Source organism: Mediterranea sp. ET5 (genome assembly GCF_023337025.1).
Classification (GTDB): Bacteria; Bacteroidota; Bacteroidia; order Bacteroidales; family Bacteroidaceae; genus Phocaeicola_A.
In genome coordinates, this window is record NZ_JAMBLN010000008.1 from 75719 (window position 1) to 91224 (window position 15506).

11 protein-coding genes are annotated in these 15506 nt (G+C 47.2%); 2 read left to right on the plus strand and 9 right to left on the minus strand.

All coding sequences use genetic code 11. The features are described 5' to 3' along the window. Positions 1–551: 551 nt before the first annotated feature. Both M3087_RS06615 and M3087_RS06620 read left to right on the plus strand, forming a co-directional pair. Positions 552–2606, plus strand: coding sequence for a protein-disulfide reductase DsbD family protein (locus tag M3087_RS06615; RefSeq protein ID WP_249094557.1), 2055 nt, complete (start codon positions 552–554; stop codon positions 2604–2606). Positions 2607–2642: 36 nt separating this feature from the next. Continuing rightward, positions 2643–3932 carry a serine dehydratase subunit alpha family protein gene (locus tag M3087_RS06620; protein WP_249094559.1) on the plus strand — a complete coding sequence of 430 codons (1290 nt, stop codon included), beginning with the start codon at positions 2643–2645 and terminating at the stop codon, positions 3930–3932. 92 nt (positions 3933–4024) lie between these two features. Here the strand turns inward: M3087_RS06620 and M3087_RS06625 are convergent, their stop codons facing one another. The 9 genes from M3087_RS06625 to M3087_RS06665 form a co-directional block, all read right to left on the minus strand. Beyond that, positions 4025–5686, minus strand: coding sequence for an AMP-binding protein (locus tag M3087_RS06625; RefSeq protein ID WP_249094562.1), 1662 nt, complete (start codon positions 5684–5686; stop codon positions 4025–4027). A 127-nt stretch (positions 5687–5813) separates the two neighbouring features. Beyond that, positions 5814–6488 (minus strand): YggS family pyridoxal phosphate-dependent enzyme, encoded by a 675-nt coding sequence (locus M3087_RS06630; protein ID WP_022385623.1) that lies wholly within the window; start codon positions 6486–6488, stop codon positions 5814–5816. Between the two features lie 196 nt (positions 6489–6684). Further along, positions 6685–7167, minus strand: coding sequence for a DUF4494 domain-containing protein (locus M3087_RS06635; protein WP_022385622.1), 483 nt, complete (start codon positions 7165–7167; stop codon positions 6685–6687). Between the two features lie 77 nt (positions 7168–7244). Then, positions 7245–7685: a ribose 5-phosphate isomerase B gene (rpiB, locus tag M3087_RS06640; protein ID WP_022385621.1), complete on the minus strand. Its 441-nt coding sequence runs from the start codon at positions 7683–7685 to the stop codon at positions 7245–7247. A gap of 228 nt (positions 7686–7913) precedes the next feature. Beyond that, a complete protein-coding gene (locus tag M3087_RS06645; RefSeq protein WP_022385620.1) occupies positions 7914–9923 on the minus strand; it encodes a transketolase family protein in 2010 nt (669 codons plus the stop codon). 25 nt (positions 9924–9948) lie between these two features. Further along, positions 9949–11547 carry a xylulokinase gene (locus tag M3087_RS06650; protein ID WP_249094565.1) on the minus strand — a complete coding sequence of 533 codons (1599 nt, stop codon included), beginning with the start codon at positions 11545–11547 and terminating at the stop codon, positions 9949–9951. A gap of 134 nt (positions 11548–11681) precedes the next feature. Further along, positions 11682–13187 carry an L-arabinose isomerase gene (gene araA / locus M3087_RS06655; protein ID WP_022385618.1) on the minus strand — a complete coding sequence of 502 codons (1506 nt, stop codon included), beginning with the start codon at positions 13185–13187 and terminating at the stop codon, positions 11682–11684. Between the two features lie 907 nt (positions 13188–14094). Continuing rightward, entirely contained in the window at positions 14095–14787 is a 693-nt protein-coding gene (locus M3087_RS06660) for an L-ribulose-5-phosphate 4-epimerase (RefSeq protein ID WP_022383478.1), read from the minus strand. A 25-nt stretch (positions 14788–14812) separates the two neighbouring features. Next, a complete protein-coding gene (locus tag M3087_RS06665) occupies positions 14813–15490 on the minus strand; it encodes an NUDIX hydrolase (protein ID WP_022383479.1) in 678 nt (225 codons plus the stop codon). Between the last annotated feature and the right edge of the window lie 16 nt (positions 15491–15506).

The window sequence follows — 15506 nt, forward strand, 5'->3', positions numbered from 1 at the left end:
AATGTGAAAGTTGCAGGGGGCAATGCTTGTGCGGATGAGTTTTTCCCCTTACATTTGCAATGTGTTTTTCATAGTATTAGATTTAAGGTTAAGTAAAGGTTGGGTCAAAGCGTTGACCCTTTTTTTATGTCCTTTCGTTTCTGCTGCATAGTCAGTCACCTTTCTCTATTCATTCTGTTTGGCATGTCAGCCTTTAATTTATTGTGCGATGATTTGAAAAGAGTCTTTCAAGGATGCTTTGGCTCAATCTGCCAAAGGCAAATGGCAAGCATTTTGTAGGCATTTAAAGAGACGTTTGCCGGCGGTTTGATGACAGGAAGCAATTTCGGCAATTTTTTTTACAATTGTTAAGAGATAGGATTGGTAAATCGTTTTTAATAAAAGCTTGGCGAAACAGCCCTGTTATTAGAACCGGTTACATCTGTAAACCTATCAAAAAAACATTAAATTTGCCGGTACTCTCCGTAATTTATAGATTTTTTGTATCATTCTTCGTTAAGAATACGTACTTTTGCGACATAAAGTTTTAATCAATTAAATAGATCTACAGGATGAGAAAAACAACTTTTCTGAGCCTATTGCTCTTCTTTGTTTGTGCTGTGACTGCGATGGCACAAATGCAAGATCCGGTTCACTTTAAATCGGAACTTAAACAAATCTCCGGTACGGAGGCTGAGATCGTATTCACGGCAACCATTGATGATGGGTGGCATGTGTACTCTACCGACCTTCCTGATGGAGGTCCGATTTCAGCGACATTTAATGTGGATAAAATTGAAGGAGCGGAATTGGTTGGCAAGTTGACTCCGGTCGGCAAGGAGGAAAACAAGTTTGACCAGATGTTCCAGATGCAGGTTCGTTTCTTCGAGCATAATGCCAAGTTTGTGCAAAAGTTGAAGATTACGGGTGCCACATTCTCCATTGAAGGCTATATGCAATATGGTGCCTGCAACGACCAGAACTGCTTGCCGCCGACGGATGTAAACTTTTCATTCAAAGGCAAAGGGGATGCAAAGGCAGCAGCGGCAACTCCCGCACCATCAAAAAAAGATGAAGCTGTAGCAACGGAAACTTCTGAAGCTCAAGAAGCCGATACACTTGCCGCAGATGCTACAGCTGCCAATGATTCAGTAGCGGCAGGTGCTCATGCAGCAGTATCAGGAGATTCCGACCTGTGGACTCCGGTTATCAAGGAACTGAATGTATTCGATAATCATACCGAGTCTTCAAACAATTCCTGGCTGTATATTTTCTTTGCCGGATTCGTCGGTGGTCTGATTGCCTTGTTTACTCCGTGTGTGTGGCCCATTATCCCGATGACGGTCAGCTTCTTCCTGAAGCGTACCAGTGATAAGAAGAAGGGTATCCGCGATGCATGGACCTATGGCGCATCCATTGTTGTGATCTATGTAGCCTTGGGTTTGGCTATCACGCTGATATTTGGAGCAAGTGCACTGAACTCACTCTCGACAAATGCAATCTTCAACATCTTCTTCTTCCTGATGTTGGTTGTGTTTGCTGCCTCTTTCTTTGGTGCTTTTGAAATCACTTTGCCTTCTTCCTGGAGTACGGCAGTTGACAGTAAGGCCGAAAAGGCCGGTGGCTTGTTGAGCATCTTCCTGATGGCATTCACTCTGTCACTGGTGTCGTTCTCCTGTACAGGTCCTATCATCGGTTTCCTTTTGGTAGAAGTTTCGACGACAGGCAGCATCGTGGCTCCTGCCATTGGAATGTTGGGCTTTGCCATTGCTCTGGCTCTTCCGTTCACCTTGTTTGCCATGTTCCCGTCTTGGCTGAAATCCATGCCTAAGTCAGGTGGATGGATGAATGTCATCAAGGTCGTATTGGGTTTCCTGGAATTGGCTTTTGCCCTGAAGTTCCTTTCTGTTGCCGATATGGCATACGGTTGGCGTTTGCTTGATCGTGAAACCTTCCTGGCTTTGTGGATTGCTATTTTTGGTCTGTTGGGCATTTATCTGTTGGGCGGCATCAAGTTTCCGCATGACGACGATGAACGTAAAGTCAGCGTTCCGCGCTTCTTCTTGGGACTGATTTCGTTGGCCTTCACTATCTATATGGTCCCCGGTCTGTTCGGTGCGCCGTTGAAAGCCATCAGTGCTTTTGCTCCTCCCAGCAGTACACAGGATTTCAATCTTTACAAGGAAGACGAGGTACATGCCAAATTTACCGATTATGATGAAGGTATGGCTTATGCAAAGCAGGTAGGCAAGCCTGTCATGGTGGATTTCACCGGATGGGGATGCGTCAACTGCCGCGAGATGGAATCCAAAGTTTGGATTGACCCGAAGGTTCGTGAACTTCTGACTGAAGATTATGTGCTGATTTCTCTCTATGTCGACGAAAAGGAAAAGTTGCCTGAAAGAATCACGGTAGAAGAAAATGGTCAGACACGTATTCTGCGTACGGTAGGTGACAAGTGGAGCTACTTGCAACGTGTGAAGTTTGGTGCGAATGCACAGCCTTTCTATGTGCTGTTGGACAATGAAGGGAAGCCGTTGAACGGTTCTTACTCTCACGATGAGGATGTTGACAAGTATGTGAAGTTCTTGCAGACTGGTTTGGAAAACTACAAGAAAAACAAATGATCTGAATAAGTTTCTTTACCTTACTTAAATACTACCATGTTAGATTCAACAGAAAGAAAACAGATTATAGCTCTGATGCAGCGCGAGGTGGTTCCCGCTATCGGCTGCACGGAGCCTGTAGCAGTAGCCTTGTGTGTTGCTAAGGCTACTGAGACGCTGGGCTGTTTGCCGGAACATATTACTTTATATTTAAGTGCCAATATTCTGAAGAATGCGATGGGGGTAGGCATCCCCGGTACCGGAATGATTGGTCTGCCTATTGCAACAGCCTTGGGTGCATTGGTTGGTAAGTCGGATTACCAGCTTGAGGTGTTGAAGGACTCCAACCCAGGTGTCGTTGAAAAAGGAAAGCAATACATTGCAGAGAAACGCATCACCATCCTGTTGAAGGAGAATATCACAGAGAAGCTTTATATTGAGGCAATTTGTGAAGCTGCCGGTCATACGGCAAAAGCTATCATTGCCGGTGGCCACACGAATTTCGTCTATGTGGCGAAGGATGATACGGTCTTGCTGGATAAGCAGTCTGCAACTCAGACGGAAGGTGAGGCGAAGGATGTGCAGCTCTCTTTCAAAAAGGTCTACGAGTTTGCGACGACGACTCCGTTGGAAGAACTGGAGTTTATTCTGGAGGCAAAACGCTTGAACATGGCAGCTGCGGAATTCTCTTTGAAAGGTGATTACGGTCATGGCATTGGACGTATGATGTGTAGCAAGCAAGAGAATGAGATTATGGGCGACAGCGTTTATTCCCGCATTTTGTCCTATACTTCGGCTGCTTGTGATGCTCGTATGGGAGGTGCCATGATTCCGGTGATGAGCAACTCCGGTAGTGGCAATCAGGGAATTACTGCAACATTGCCGGTTGTGGTATTTGCTCAGGAGAACCATAAAAGCCATGAGGAGCTTGTACGTGCTTTGGCACTCAGTCACTTGACTGTTATTTATATCAAGCAAAGCCTGGGTCGTTTGTCTGCTTTGTGTGGCTGTGTAGTCGCAGCGACAGGGTCTGCTTGTGGTATTACCTATCTGATGGGAGGTACTTACCAACAAGCCGTTTATGCGGTGAAGAACATGGTGGCCAACCTGACCGGTATGTTGTGCGATGGAGCCAAGCCCAGTTGTGCCATGAAGCTGTCAACGGGAGTTTCTACGGCAGTCTTGTCAGCCATGATGGCGATGCAACAGCGTTATGTGACATCTGTGGAAGGTATCATTGATGACGATGTGGACAAATGCATTCGCAACATGACACGCATTGGTTCAGTTGGCATGAATGAGACTGATCGTGTCGTACTGGACATCATGACGCACAAAGGTTGTTGATGGACCATTACCTGCATAATAACGATAAAAGGGGATACATCGCCGAATGTATCCCCTTTTATCGTTATGCAGATCAAACTAGTTCAGATGCCTTAGTCTGCGGCATTCTGATAGAGGAAGCGTTTGATACTCCGTTTAGGAGTCTTTTCAAATTCTTCATGGAATATTTTGATGCGTGATACCTGGCAGTAACCCGGGATTAGCGTGTTGAGTGTGGTACGATTTTCTTCCATTACCCGGGCGATATCTTCTTCACTGACGATACCTTGTGCAGCTGCTTCTTCAAAATCCGGATAAATCAGTGCGACCAGTTTGTCATCCTTTTGTATGACAATGGATTCGGTAACATAAGGCAGGTTGTTCAGTTTCTCTTCTATTTCTTCAGGATAGATGTTTTGTCCGGAAGGTCCTAGAAGCATGTTCTTGCTGCGTCCCTTGATGAAGACATTTCCTTCTTCATCAATGATGCCCAGGTCTCCGGTATGCAACCATCCGTCCGGTTCAAGGACTTCGCGTGTAGCCTCTTCGTTCTTATAGTATCCCAGCATGACGTTCATGCCCCGGCAGAGAATTTCTCCTACGACATGATGGGGGTCAGGGCTGTCAATCTTCACTTCCATACGGGGAGCAGCCTTTCCACAGGAGCCTGGCACAAACCGTTTCCAGTCCTCATAGCAGATGATGGGGGCACACTCGGTCATGCCATATCCTACGGTATAGGGGAAATTGATCATCTTCAAGAAATGTTCAACGTCCTGGTTGAATGCTGCTCCACCGATGATGACTTCATAGAACTTACCGCCAAAAGCCTGTATCACCTGCTCACGAACAGTGTTCTTGATTTTATCATTGATGATGGGGACTCTCAGGAGTATCTGCATGGCAGGTGTCTGGAGTCTGGGGAGTACCTTCTTCTTGATAATCTTTTCAATAATGAGGGGAACGGAAATAACAATGCTGGGTTTGATTTCCTCAAAGGCTTCAAAAATGATTTTTGGACTGGGGACCCGGTTGAGGTAGTAAATGTGGCAACCGACGCAGAATTCATAGATAAATTCAAATGCCAACCCATACATGTGGGCCATGGGAAGCATGGAGACTAGCCGGTCATTCCGTTTCAACGTCAGCACTTCATAGGCAAACTGGGTATTGGACCATAAGGCACGATAGGGAATCATGACACCTTTTGAGAGGCTGGTAGTCCCGGAAGTGTAGTTGATCATGGCAAGTTGCTCGGGCTCATCGAGATCATAGTGAACATGTTCAATGCGGAAATTCTTAGGGAACTTCTTGCCGAACATTTCGTTTAAGTGCTCTCGTGCATACGTCAGCTGTTCAGAACGTGAGACAAGCAGAGAATAGTCGTTGAGCATGATGATACCCTCCAGCGATGGCATTTCCTTTTCATCCAGCTCAGGCCAGACCATATCGCCCACCAGGAGCAGACGGGCATCGGAATGATTGACAATATAATGTATGTTTTCTGCTTTGAATTCATGCAGTACGGGCACTGCTACTGCTCCATAGGTCAGGGTCGCGAGAAATGCAGCTCCCCATTGGGCACTGTTGCGTCCGCAAATAGCAATGCGGTCACCCTTTTTCACTCCACTTTCTTCGAAGATGATGTGTAGTTTCTCGATTTTGCGTGCTACATCTTTATATTGCAAGGTGGCACCTTTGTAGTCAGTCAGGGCATCTTGATCCCAATATTCCTTAATAGCACGTTCGATGAGGGCTATAAAACTTTGGTTCATAATTTGCACATTTAATAGTTGTATGTGCAAATGTATAACAATAAACGCGCATTGGCAACAATATTGAGGAAAACTTAATGGCTGACGGGTTGGCGGGCAAACTGGCGTAAACCCGTTTGTTTGTCAATTAAATATACAATCTTTCTCCAAAAATCTTGCTTCCTACGCGTACGAGTGTCGCGCCTTCCTGGATGGCCAGGGGATAGTCGTGACTCATTCCCATGGATAGTTCACGGAAAGTGGACGAATCGCTGAAGAAGTGTTCGCGGGTTTGCAGGAAGTACTCATGCAGCGAATGGAATTCTTGTCTTACTTGCTGCATGTCGTCTGTATTGCTGGCCATCCCCATCAGCCCGCATAGCGAGACATGTGTGAGGCTTTTCCATTCGCCGGATGCCAACATTGCGGTACATTCATCGAAGCTGAATCCAAATTTTGTTTCTTCCTGTGCAATATGCAGTTGCAGAAGGCAAGGAATAGTCCGTCCGCATTTTGCAGCCTGTTTGTTGATTTCAGCAAGCAGTTTGTAGGAGTCTACACCGTGTATCATGGCTACATAGGGAGCCATATACTTGATTTTATTGGTCTGGAGATGTCCGATGAAGTGCCATTCGATATCTTTGGGTAGCGCTGCTTGCTTCTCTGTCATCTCTTGTACCTTGCTTTCACCGAAAATGCGTTGTCCGGCTTCATAAGCCTGCATGATGGCTTCATTGGGATGGAACTTGGAAACAGCAACCAAGCGTACACCGGAAGGCAGGTCATTCAAGACCTCTTTGAGATTTCTCTGAATACTACACATGATGATAAAATTACACAAGTTATAGATGAAAAAGATTGAATCTATCGGGCGTGGAGTTTGCACTTTCCGTCAGTAGGCATTCAACACAGAGACACCAAGGACAGATAAGCTTTCCATTTTGGAATCGGGGTGAAAAGGGTACTCTGTCACTTTGTGTCTCTGCGGTGAATGTATTTGTCAGCATTTCATATGCTGCCTATCGTTTGTCAGCATCGGGGAACTCCGGCTTGACATCGGGTTCGGCTGAATAGGGGTAAACGTCCATAATGGCAGTCTCGGCAATGGAGGCGATGGTATAGTCTGCCATGGTGCCTTTCATGCCTTCGTCGAGCTTCTTGACGGCATCGCGCAAATCGGCTGCTTGTACCAGTATCTGTGTCGCCGTTTTCTTTTCAGCGCCGCTTTTCTCATCCAGTGTGATGAAGTAAAGTTTGCACTTGAACCAGCGGTCGGCAGCCTCTTCATCAGATGGGAATAACTCGCTATAGTTTGCGCGTTTGATATCTGATACTGTAAATTCTCCGCTGATGAAAGGGGTCATTTCCTCTATGATGCGTGCTTCTGCTTCTGTGAAGCTGAGTGCATCCACCAGATAAGGTTCGGTTACTTTTTTGTTCATCCCGTTTTCTAAAGTCTTTTCGTAGCGTATTTTGCATTCAAACCAATTATGCGTTGCCATTATTGTATTGTTTTATGTTATTTAGGTTAGTATATAGTAAGGTATCTATTCAGTCGAGCTGATTGCTTGTGTTCCGATTATTTCACAGGTATCTTGTCGATGCGTTTCTGGTGGCGTCCGCCTTCAAATTCGGTGTGGAAGAATTCTTCCATGATGGCAGCGGCCGTTTGTGTATCAATGAAGCGCCCCGGCATGACCAGTACATTGGCGTTGTTATGCTGGCGGCAGAGATGAGCTATTTCCGGAATCCAGCATAATCCGGCGCGGATGCCTTGATGCTTGTTGAGTGTCATGTTGATGCCTTCACCACTTCCGCAGATGGCTATGCCCGGATAACATTCTCCGGACTCGATGCCCTGTGCCAAGGCGTGTCCGAAGTCGGGATAATCACAACTGTCAGTCGTATAGGTTCCATAATCTTTGTAGGGCATATGGTGTTCGTCCAACCATTGCTTGACGTATTGTTTCAGTTCAAAGCCTGCATGATCGGAGGCTAATCCTATGATTTTTGTATCCATTGTCGTTGTTTGTTTTGAAAATTCACGCAAATTTCGGAATTAATCTTTGTTTGGGCAAATAATGAAATGCAAATGTCGGTATGCATCGTTGTGAAATGAAAGAAGGAGTTCAAATGGGACTGTTGGGTCTCAGTCCGATTCTTACTCCTTCTTTAGTCATGTATTGGAACGATGCTTATTCAAGGACGTCTCCTGTCAGGTATGATAGCGGGGCGCCCTGAATGCATGTCAAAGCATTGCTTTCACTTGGTTGTATACATTTTCGGCAGTGAAGCCTAGTTTCTCGTCAAGAACCTTATACGGGGCGGAGAAACCGAACGACTCCAATCCGAACACTTTACCGTTGGCACCTACCAGACCTTCCAGGTTCACAGGGAGGCCGGCTGTCAGACCGAATATCTTGGCACCCTTCGGCAATACAGCATCCTGATATTCCTTGCTTTGGCTACGGAACAATCCTTCAGACGGAACGGAAACGACACGTACCTTTACACCGTCCTTGCGGAGCAACTCAGTACCTGCAAGAAGAGTGGATACCTCAGAACCGGAAGCAACCAGAATGACATCCGGATTCTCATCCGAACCGGCAACGATATAGGCACCCTTACCAGCCTGGTTGTAGTCATTGCCCTCCGGCAGGTTCTTGATATCCTGACGAGAGAAGATGAGAGCTGTCGGAGTGGACATGTTCTCCATGGCCAGACGCCATGCGACGGTTGTCTCTTCTGCATCTGCGGGGCGGAGTACCAGCATGGAGTTATGACCCTTATGGTTCTTCAGTTTTTCCATCAGACGGATTTGTGCTTCCTGTTCTACAGGTTCATGAGTAGGTCCATCTTCACCTACACGGAAGGCATCGTGGGTCCAGATGAATTTAACCGGAAGCTCCATCAAGGCAGCCATACGTACTGCAGGTTTCATATAGTCGGAGAATACGAAGAAGGTAGCACATGCCGGAATCACACCTCCGTGGAGAGCCATACCGAGGCAGCAGCATGCCATAGTCAGCTCGGATACACCGGCTTGCAGGAATGCTCCGCTGAAATCGCCCTTCGTGAAAGCGTGTGTTTTCTTCAGGAAACCATCCGTCTTGTCTGAGTTGGAGAGGTCAGCAGAAGATACAATCATGTTTTCTACCTGAGTGGCGAGTGCGCCCAATACGGTTGCCGATGCACCACGGGTTGCTGAATTGGGCTTTTGTTGGATTCCTGACCAGTCAACTGCGGGAACAGCGTTGCTGAACCATTTCTCCATTTTGGCAGCCTGTTCCGGATTGGCTTTGGCCCATGCAGCTTTGGCGGCATAGCGTTCAGCAACGATGCCTTTTAACTCTTCAGCACGTTTGGCATAGAGCTCGGCTACTTCCGGGAAGATGTGGAACGGGTCTTCGGGATTTCCACCCAGGTTCTTGATGGTATTGATGTAGGCATCTCCGCCAAGGGGAGCACCGTGGGTCGCGCAGTTTGCTTCGTAGCTGGAGTTGTCAGCCTTACGGGCACCTTTACCCATGATGGTCTTTCCGATGATGATGGTCGGACGTTCCGTCTCTGCCTTTGCCTCACGCAGGGCCTGACGAATCTGTTCTACGTCGTTACCATTGATTTCAATAACCTTCCAGTTCCATGCAGCATACTTTTGAGCCACGTTCTCGCTGGTTACAGAGCTACAGGGAGTCGAAAGCTGGATATCGTTGGAATCATAGAACATGATGAGGTTGTCCAGACCGAGGTGACCGGCAAGACGGCCTGCACCTTGCGAGATTTCCTCTTGTACTCCACCGTCAGAGATATAAGCGTAGATGGTCTGATTCATGACCTCACCAAAGCGAGCTTTCAGGAATTTGGCAGCGATGGCAGCACCTACGGCAAAGGTATGTCCTTGTCCGAGAGGACCAGAGGTATTCTCGATGCCACGCATGACATCCACTTCCGGATGGCCGGGAGTCGGGCTGCCCCATTGACGGAATTGTGCCAACTCGTCCATGGTAAATTTGCCGGTAAGTGAAAGTACGGAATAGAGCATCGGAGACATGTGGCCCGGGTCGAGGAAGAAGCGGTCACGTCCTTCCCAACGGGGATTTTCAGGATCATAGACCAAGAACTCCGAGAACAATACGTTCACGAAGTCGGCACCACCCATGGCACCTCCGGGGTGTCCTGATTTAGCTTTTTCTACCATAGAAGCAGCCAGAATACGGATGTTGTCGGCTGCGCGGTTCATCAATTTTACGTCGTTCATAAGAATAATATTTTGTTTCAATTAGTCATCGTTTGCATTTTGTGGCTGTCTCTTCAATGGGAAGTCCTGCTTTGTAGTTCTCAATGTAAGCATTGAATCCGGCAACATCTTCAGCCGTGGGTGCTATCTCAACACCTGCATTACCGGCAAACACTTTTTCTTCCAGGAAATCAGCCAAGGTCTGTCCGGCTGTATTGTTTACCAGGAATGAGGCGAGCAGAGCGATACCCCATGCACCTCCTTCTCCTGCAGTTTCCATCACGGAGATCGGTGAATCGATGGCTGCTGCCAGCACGCGCTGACCCACGCCTTTGGTCTTGAACAGACCTCCATGTCCCGTGATGCGGTCGACTTTGACTTTCTCTTGTTTGAAGAGGATATCGTTGCCAATCTTCAGCACACCGACTGATGCATAAAGGTGGGCACGCATGAAATTGGCAAGGTTGAACTTATCATTGGCGGAGCGCACAAAGAGGGGACGACCTTCCGCCAGTCCGGTGACGGGTTCACCTGAAATGTAATTATAGGACAAGAGTCCGCCACAATCGGCATCACCTTGGAGGGCATGGTTGTAGAGCTTGCCGAAAATCTCGTTCATGTCTACGGGGATACCCAGTAACTCCTGATACTCTTTGAAGAGATTGACCCATGCATTAAGGTCGGAGGTACAGTTGTTGCAGTGAACCATGGCCACGAGACTGCCGTCAGGAGTGGTTACCATATCAATCATCTCGTAGGGCTTTGACAGGTCTTTCTCCAGGACAATCATGGAGAAGGAGGAAGTTCCGGCAGACACGTTGCCTGTGCGTTGTTTGACTGCATTGGTCGCTACCATGCCTGTGCCGGCATCTCCTTCAGGCGGGCAGACCGGAATGCCTGCTTTCAGATGACCGGAAACATCCAGTCGTCGTGCACCTTCGGCAGTCAGTTTGCCGGCATCTTCGCCCGCCAGTAATACTTTAGGCAGTATGTCCTGCACTTGCCAGCCGAATCCTTTGGGGGCAATAAGTTGATTGAACTTCTCAATCATCGGTACCGAATAGTTCTTTGTCTTCGGGTCGATGGGAAGCATGCCGGAAGCATCACCAATGCCCAATACTTTCTCTCCGGTCAGTTGCCAATGCACATAGCCGGCAAGTGTAGTCAGGAAATGGATGTTACGGACGTGAGGCTCGTTGTTCAGGATTGCCTGATAGAGGTGAGAGATGCTCCAGCGGAGCGGAATATTGTATACGAACAGTTCAGATAAGGCTGCGGCAGCTTCTCCGGTGTTGGTATTTCTCCAGGTGCGGAATTCTGCAAGCAGGTTCCCTTCTTTGTCGAAAGGCATGTAACCGTGCATCATGGCGCTGACGCCTAAGGCAGCCAAAGTCTCTATTTCAATGCCATATTGTTCCTTGACATTTGCGCGGAGGTCGGCATAGCAATCTTGCAGACCGTTCCAGATAGCGTCCAGACTGTAGGTCCACAGACCATCGACGAGTTGGTTTTCCCAACTATGGCTTCCTTGAGCGATAGGTTTGTTGTCTTGGTCAATCAAAACAGCTTTGATACGTGTTGAGCCCAGTTCGATTCCGAGCATGGCTTTTCCTGTTTCGATGGTTGACTTTGCATCTAGTTTCATACGTAAAACCTGTAATTTAAGGTGCTATAATGAATGGATATGGAAAAAGTAGAATTGGTTTGCGAAGGAACCGGTGTCATCGTGTGTTGCAGATGCCTGTTTGTTCCAGCCGCAAACCAATTCATTATCAATTATCAGCAAAGAGCTTTGTTGAGCATGTAGTAGATTTCGTTCATGCGCAACTCTTTCTTGAAGCTGCTGATGGTGGTGTCTTTGTTGATGTGAACCATTTCAATGCCTGCGATTTCTGCATAGTCTTCCCAATATTCGACTGTCAGGTCATAGGAGAAGCAGGAGTGGTGAGTTCCACCGGCGAGAATCCATGCACCTGCGCCAATCTCGAAGTTTGGCATCGGAATCCAAAGGGCGGAAGCCACGGGGAGCTTAGGCAGCGGTTTTGATTTGATGCACTCTACGTCGTTGACGATCATGCGGAAACGGTTGCCGAGATCAACAATGGTAGCCGTTACACCTTGTCCTTGCTTGGAGGTGAATACCAGACGGGCTGTCTGGCTGTCAATGCCGATTGCCAGACGGTGTACTTCCAGCTTGGGACGATGTTCTGCGATGAGCGGGCAAACTTCGAGCATGTGTGCTTGAAGGATGGAGCTGTTTTCGCCGTCGAAGTTGAGGGTATAGTCTTCCAGGAACGAGCAACCCTTCTCCATGCCCTGACTCATGAACCACACGGTGCGGTAGAGAGCGGCAGACTTCCAGTCACCTTCAGCGCCGAAGCCGTAGCCTTCAGCCATCAGTCGTTGAGAAGCGAGGCCGGGGATTTGGTCAAACAGACCGAGGTCGTCAAAGTTGGTTGTGAATCCTTTGGCACCTTTATCTTTCAGGATACCACGCAGGGCGATTTCAGCCTTGGCTGCGTTCCAGATTTTCGTATATGCTTCGCTCTTGGTGTCTTCCAGTGCAGCATCATGTTCGTAGAGTTTGAAGTAGGTGTCTACGAGTGCCTTCACTTCTTCGTCCGTAGCTTTCTTGTAATATTCCATCAAGTCGTTCACCGGACAATAGTCTACGTGGTAACCCAAGCGTTGTTCGGCTTCCACTTTATCGCCGTCGGTTACGGCTACATTGTTCATCTGGTCGCCAAAGCGGAGGATCAGCATATCCTGAGAATCAGCCCATCCGGCGCAGACACGCATCCAGACAGCAATCTTGTGCAGTGTATTCTCATCCTTCCAATAGCCTACAACCACTTTGCGACGGATACGCATACGGGTGCAGATATGCCCGAACTCGCGGTCGCCGTGAGCAGATTGGTTGAGGTTCATGAAATCCATATCCATGGTATCCCAAGGTATTTCCTTGTTGAACTGGGTATGCAGGTGAAGCAGGGGTTTCTTGAATTGTTGCAAGCCATGAATCCACATCTTTGCCGGAGAGAAAGTATGCATCCAAGTGATGACACCGATACATTTGTCATCATTGTTGGCAGCCTTGAATACGGTCTCCACTTCTTTAGAGGAGTTTACTGTGCCTTTATATACAACTTTGACAGGCAATTTCCCGGAATTGTTCAAGCCTGCAACCATTTCATTGGAATGTGCGTCAACAGCAACAACAGCGTCACCTCCATAAAGGAGCTGTGCTCCGGTGACGAACCATACTTCATAATTTTCGAAAGCCATAGTATTGTATTTTATTGGTTATATTGATTGATAATTCTTTGTTTTCAGTGTTTAAAAGTACGTAGTAATATTTAGATTTTCGAAAAAGTGTCGGGATATTTGCTGTTTATTCATAATTTTTAAAGGATAAGAAGTGTAAAAGTGCCCATTATATGTTGTGCGGCATCTTTCAGTGGACGCGAAGGTCCTTACAGGTGTGGTTCCGTCTGCATCGGAGTTCATATTCTTCTTGTATTTTTCAGTGCGAGTCGGTCCCTGTCATTTTATCAAAATGTCAAATGCAGCTTTCCATTCGGCTGTATTTTATTCCTGAAATCAGGGTGTGATTGGAGCAAATCTTTCCAGGTGATGAGCAGCATGCAGATGGATACTCTGTCAGTTGTTTGAGTGCTCTTTTGTGCTTTTCTATCTTTTTGCCAGTAGTCACGGATAGCTTCCTTTTGGAATTTTGGGAAGGAAACTGCAAAAATCAGATTCCCGAACGGCTAAATTCAGACTTCTCCCGTTGTTTTTACAGGTTTCCTGCCGTGAAACTTCGATTTTCCGGCATCGCTTTTGTATTTCGATGCGACGAATTGCATGTTTCCCGGTGGGATTTTCCCTGTTTCCGCGAGGTATAGTGCTAAGTTTTCTGAAATAAACTCCTCCATTCAAGCCGAATGTTAAATCAGATTAGCAGTTGAATACTCCTGATGCTTAAGTACCTTCAAACGTTTGTTTGCGGAAACCTTCCTTTTGTTTGATTTTGTTAGCCGGACCATCGGTATAGGTTTCCTTTTGATGATTGCCTTTTACCCTGAAGTCGACCGATTGGGGTTGAATGTTTTCGCGGACCCTATACAGAAAAACGCCGTGGCAATTTGGGGAAATTACCACGGCGTCAGGTTGTATCATGAACAGTTGGTCGTTATTTTTTCTTTTGTCCGTAGTAGGCATTCGGACCGTGTTTGCGGCTGAAATGCTTTTCTACCAGCAGCTGGTTCATGGTGAGGTTGGGGTTGACACTGTAGGCGATGCTTGCCATCTTGGCCACTTGTTCCATGACGACTGCATTGTGAACGGCTTCGTGAGCATCTTTTCCCCAGGCAAACGGACCGTGGTTCTTCACCAATACGCCCGGTGTGTGTACGGGGTTCATGCCTTCAAAGCGCTTCACGATGACATTGCCTGTTTCCAGCTCATAGTTGCCTTCCACTTCTTCGCGTGTCATGTCAGCCGTGCAGGGGATTGCCTTATAGAAATAGTCTGCATGTGTCGTGCCGATGTTGGGGATGTCTATGCCGGCTTGTGCCCATGCGGTGGCGTAGGTAGAGTGGGTGTGGACCACTCCGCCAATCTCGGGGAAAGCCTTGTAGAGCACCAGGTGGGTGGGAGTATCCGACGACGGATTGAGGTCGCCTTCAACCACCTTGCCGTCCAAGTCTACAACGACCATGTCGCTGGCTTTCATAATGTCATAGCTTACGCCGCTTGGTTTGATGACGACCAGGCCACTTTCACGGTCAATGCCTGAGACGTTGCCCCAAGTGAATATGACCAAGCCATGCTTCACCAAGTCGAGATTTGCTTGGAATACTTTTTCTTTTAATGCTTCTAACATGGTTATATTGCTTTTATAAAGTTTCTTATAATTTGAATTTAAGAGATTTGGAATAGATGTGGTTGTTGAACCTATACAAACGCGCTCCTCTACGAGAGCTTTTTTTATCAATCAGTTCCGTCTGTTCGATGAAATCCATGTCTGCCACTTTCTTGCGGAAGTTCCGTTTGTCGATGGGACAGTCATAAATCGCTTCATAGAGACTTTGCAACTGAGTCAATGTGAAAAGTTCAGGTAATAGATTAAAGCTTATGGGGGCGGACGATGCTTTCCGTCTCATTTGTTCCCGTGCTTTCTCAATCATTTCTTCATGGTCGAACAGCAGGTGAGGGAGTTCATCGATTCTTGCCCAATATCCGTTGTGTTCTTCTACGCATTTCTTATCGTAATCCTGGATGTTGATAAGTGCATAGTAGGCAACGGAGATAACCCGCTCTTCGGGTTCGCGATGCACAGCGCCGAACGTGCCTACCTGTTCCATGTAGACTTCGTTCAGCCCTGTGTATTCGCGTAATACCCGTTTTGCGGCATTGTCGACGCTTTCATCGTTTTGTACAAATCCACCCATTAAAGACCAAGCTCCAAAGAAGGGCTCCATGTTCCGTTTGAGAAGAAGCAGGCTGAGCCCGTCTTTGTTAAATCCAAAAATGATGCAGTCTACTGCAACGTGAAACTTCGGATGTATATCATAATAGGTGGCCATATTGCAAAATGGGTTT

What these genes read in the sequence shown, in the direction of transcription:
- M3087_RS06615 (WP_249094557.1), top strand. Translation starts at nt 552, where the DNA reads ATGAGAAAAACAACTTTTCTGAGCCTATTGCTCTTCTTTGTTTGTGCT.
- M3087_RS06620 (WP_249094559.1), top strand. Translation starts at nt 2,643, where the DNA reads ATGTTAGATTCAACAGAAAGAAAACAGATTATAGCTCTGATGCAGCGC.
- M3087_RS06625 (WP_249094562.1), bottom strand. Translation starts at nt 5,686, where the DNA reads ATGAACCAAAGTTTTATAGCCCTCATCGAACGTGCTATTAAGGAATAT.
- M3087_RS06630 (WP_022385623.1), bottom strand. Translation starts at nt 6,488, where the DNA reads ATGTGTAGTATTCAGAGAAATCTCAAAGAGGTCTTGAATGACCTGCCT.
- M3087_RS06635 (WP_022385622.1), bottom strand. Translation starts at nt 7,167, where the DNA reads ATGGCAACGCATAATTGGTTTGAATGCAAAATACGCTACGAAAAGACT.
- rpiB (WP_022385621.1), bottom strand. Translation starts at nt 7,685, where the DNA reads ATGGATACAAAAATCATAGGATTAGCCTCCGATCATGCAGGCTTTGAA.
- M3087_RS06645 (WP_022385620.1), bottom strand. Translation starts at nt 9,923, where the DNA reads ATGAACGACGTAAAATTGATGAACCGCGCAGCCGACAACATCCGTATT.
- M3087_RS06650 (WP_249094565.1), bottom strand. Translation starts at nt 11,547, where the DNA reads ATGAAACTAGATGCAAAGTCAACCATCGAAACAGGAAAAGCCATGCTC.
- araA (WP_022385618.1), bottom strand. Translation starts at nt 13,187, where the DNA reads ATGGCTTTCGAAAATTATGAAGTATGGTTCGTCACCGGAGCACAGCTC.
- M3087_RS06660 (WP_022383478.1), bottom strand. Translation starts at nt 14,787, where the DNA reads ATGTTAGAAGCATTAAAAGAAAAAGTATTCCAAGCAAATCTCGACTTG.
- M3087_RS06665 (WP_022383479.1), bottom strand. Translation starts at nt 15,490, where the DNA reads ATGGCCACCTATTATGATATACATCCGAAGTTTCACGTTGCAGTAGAC.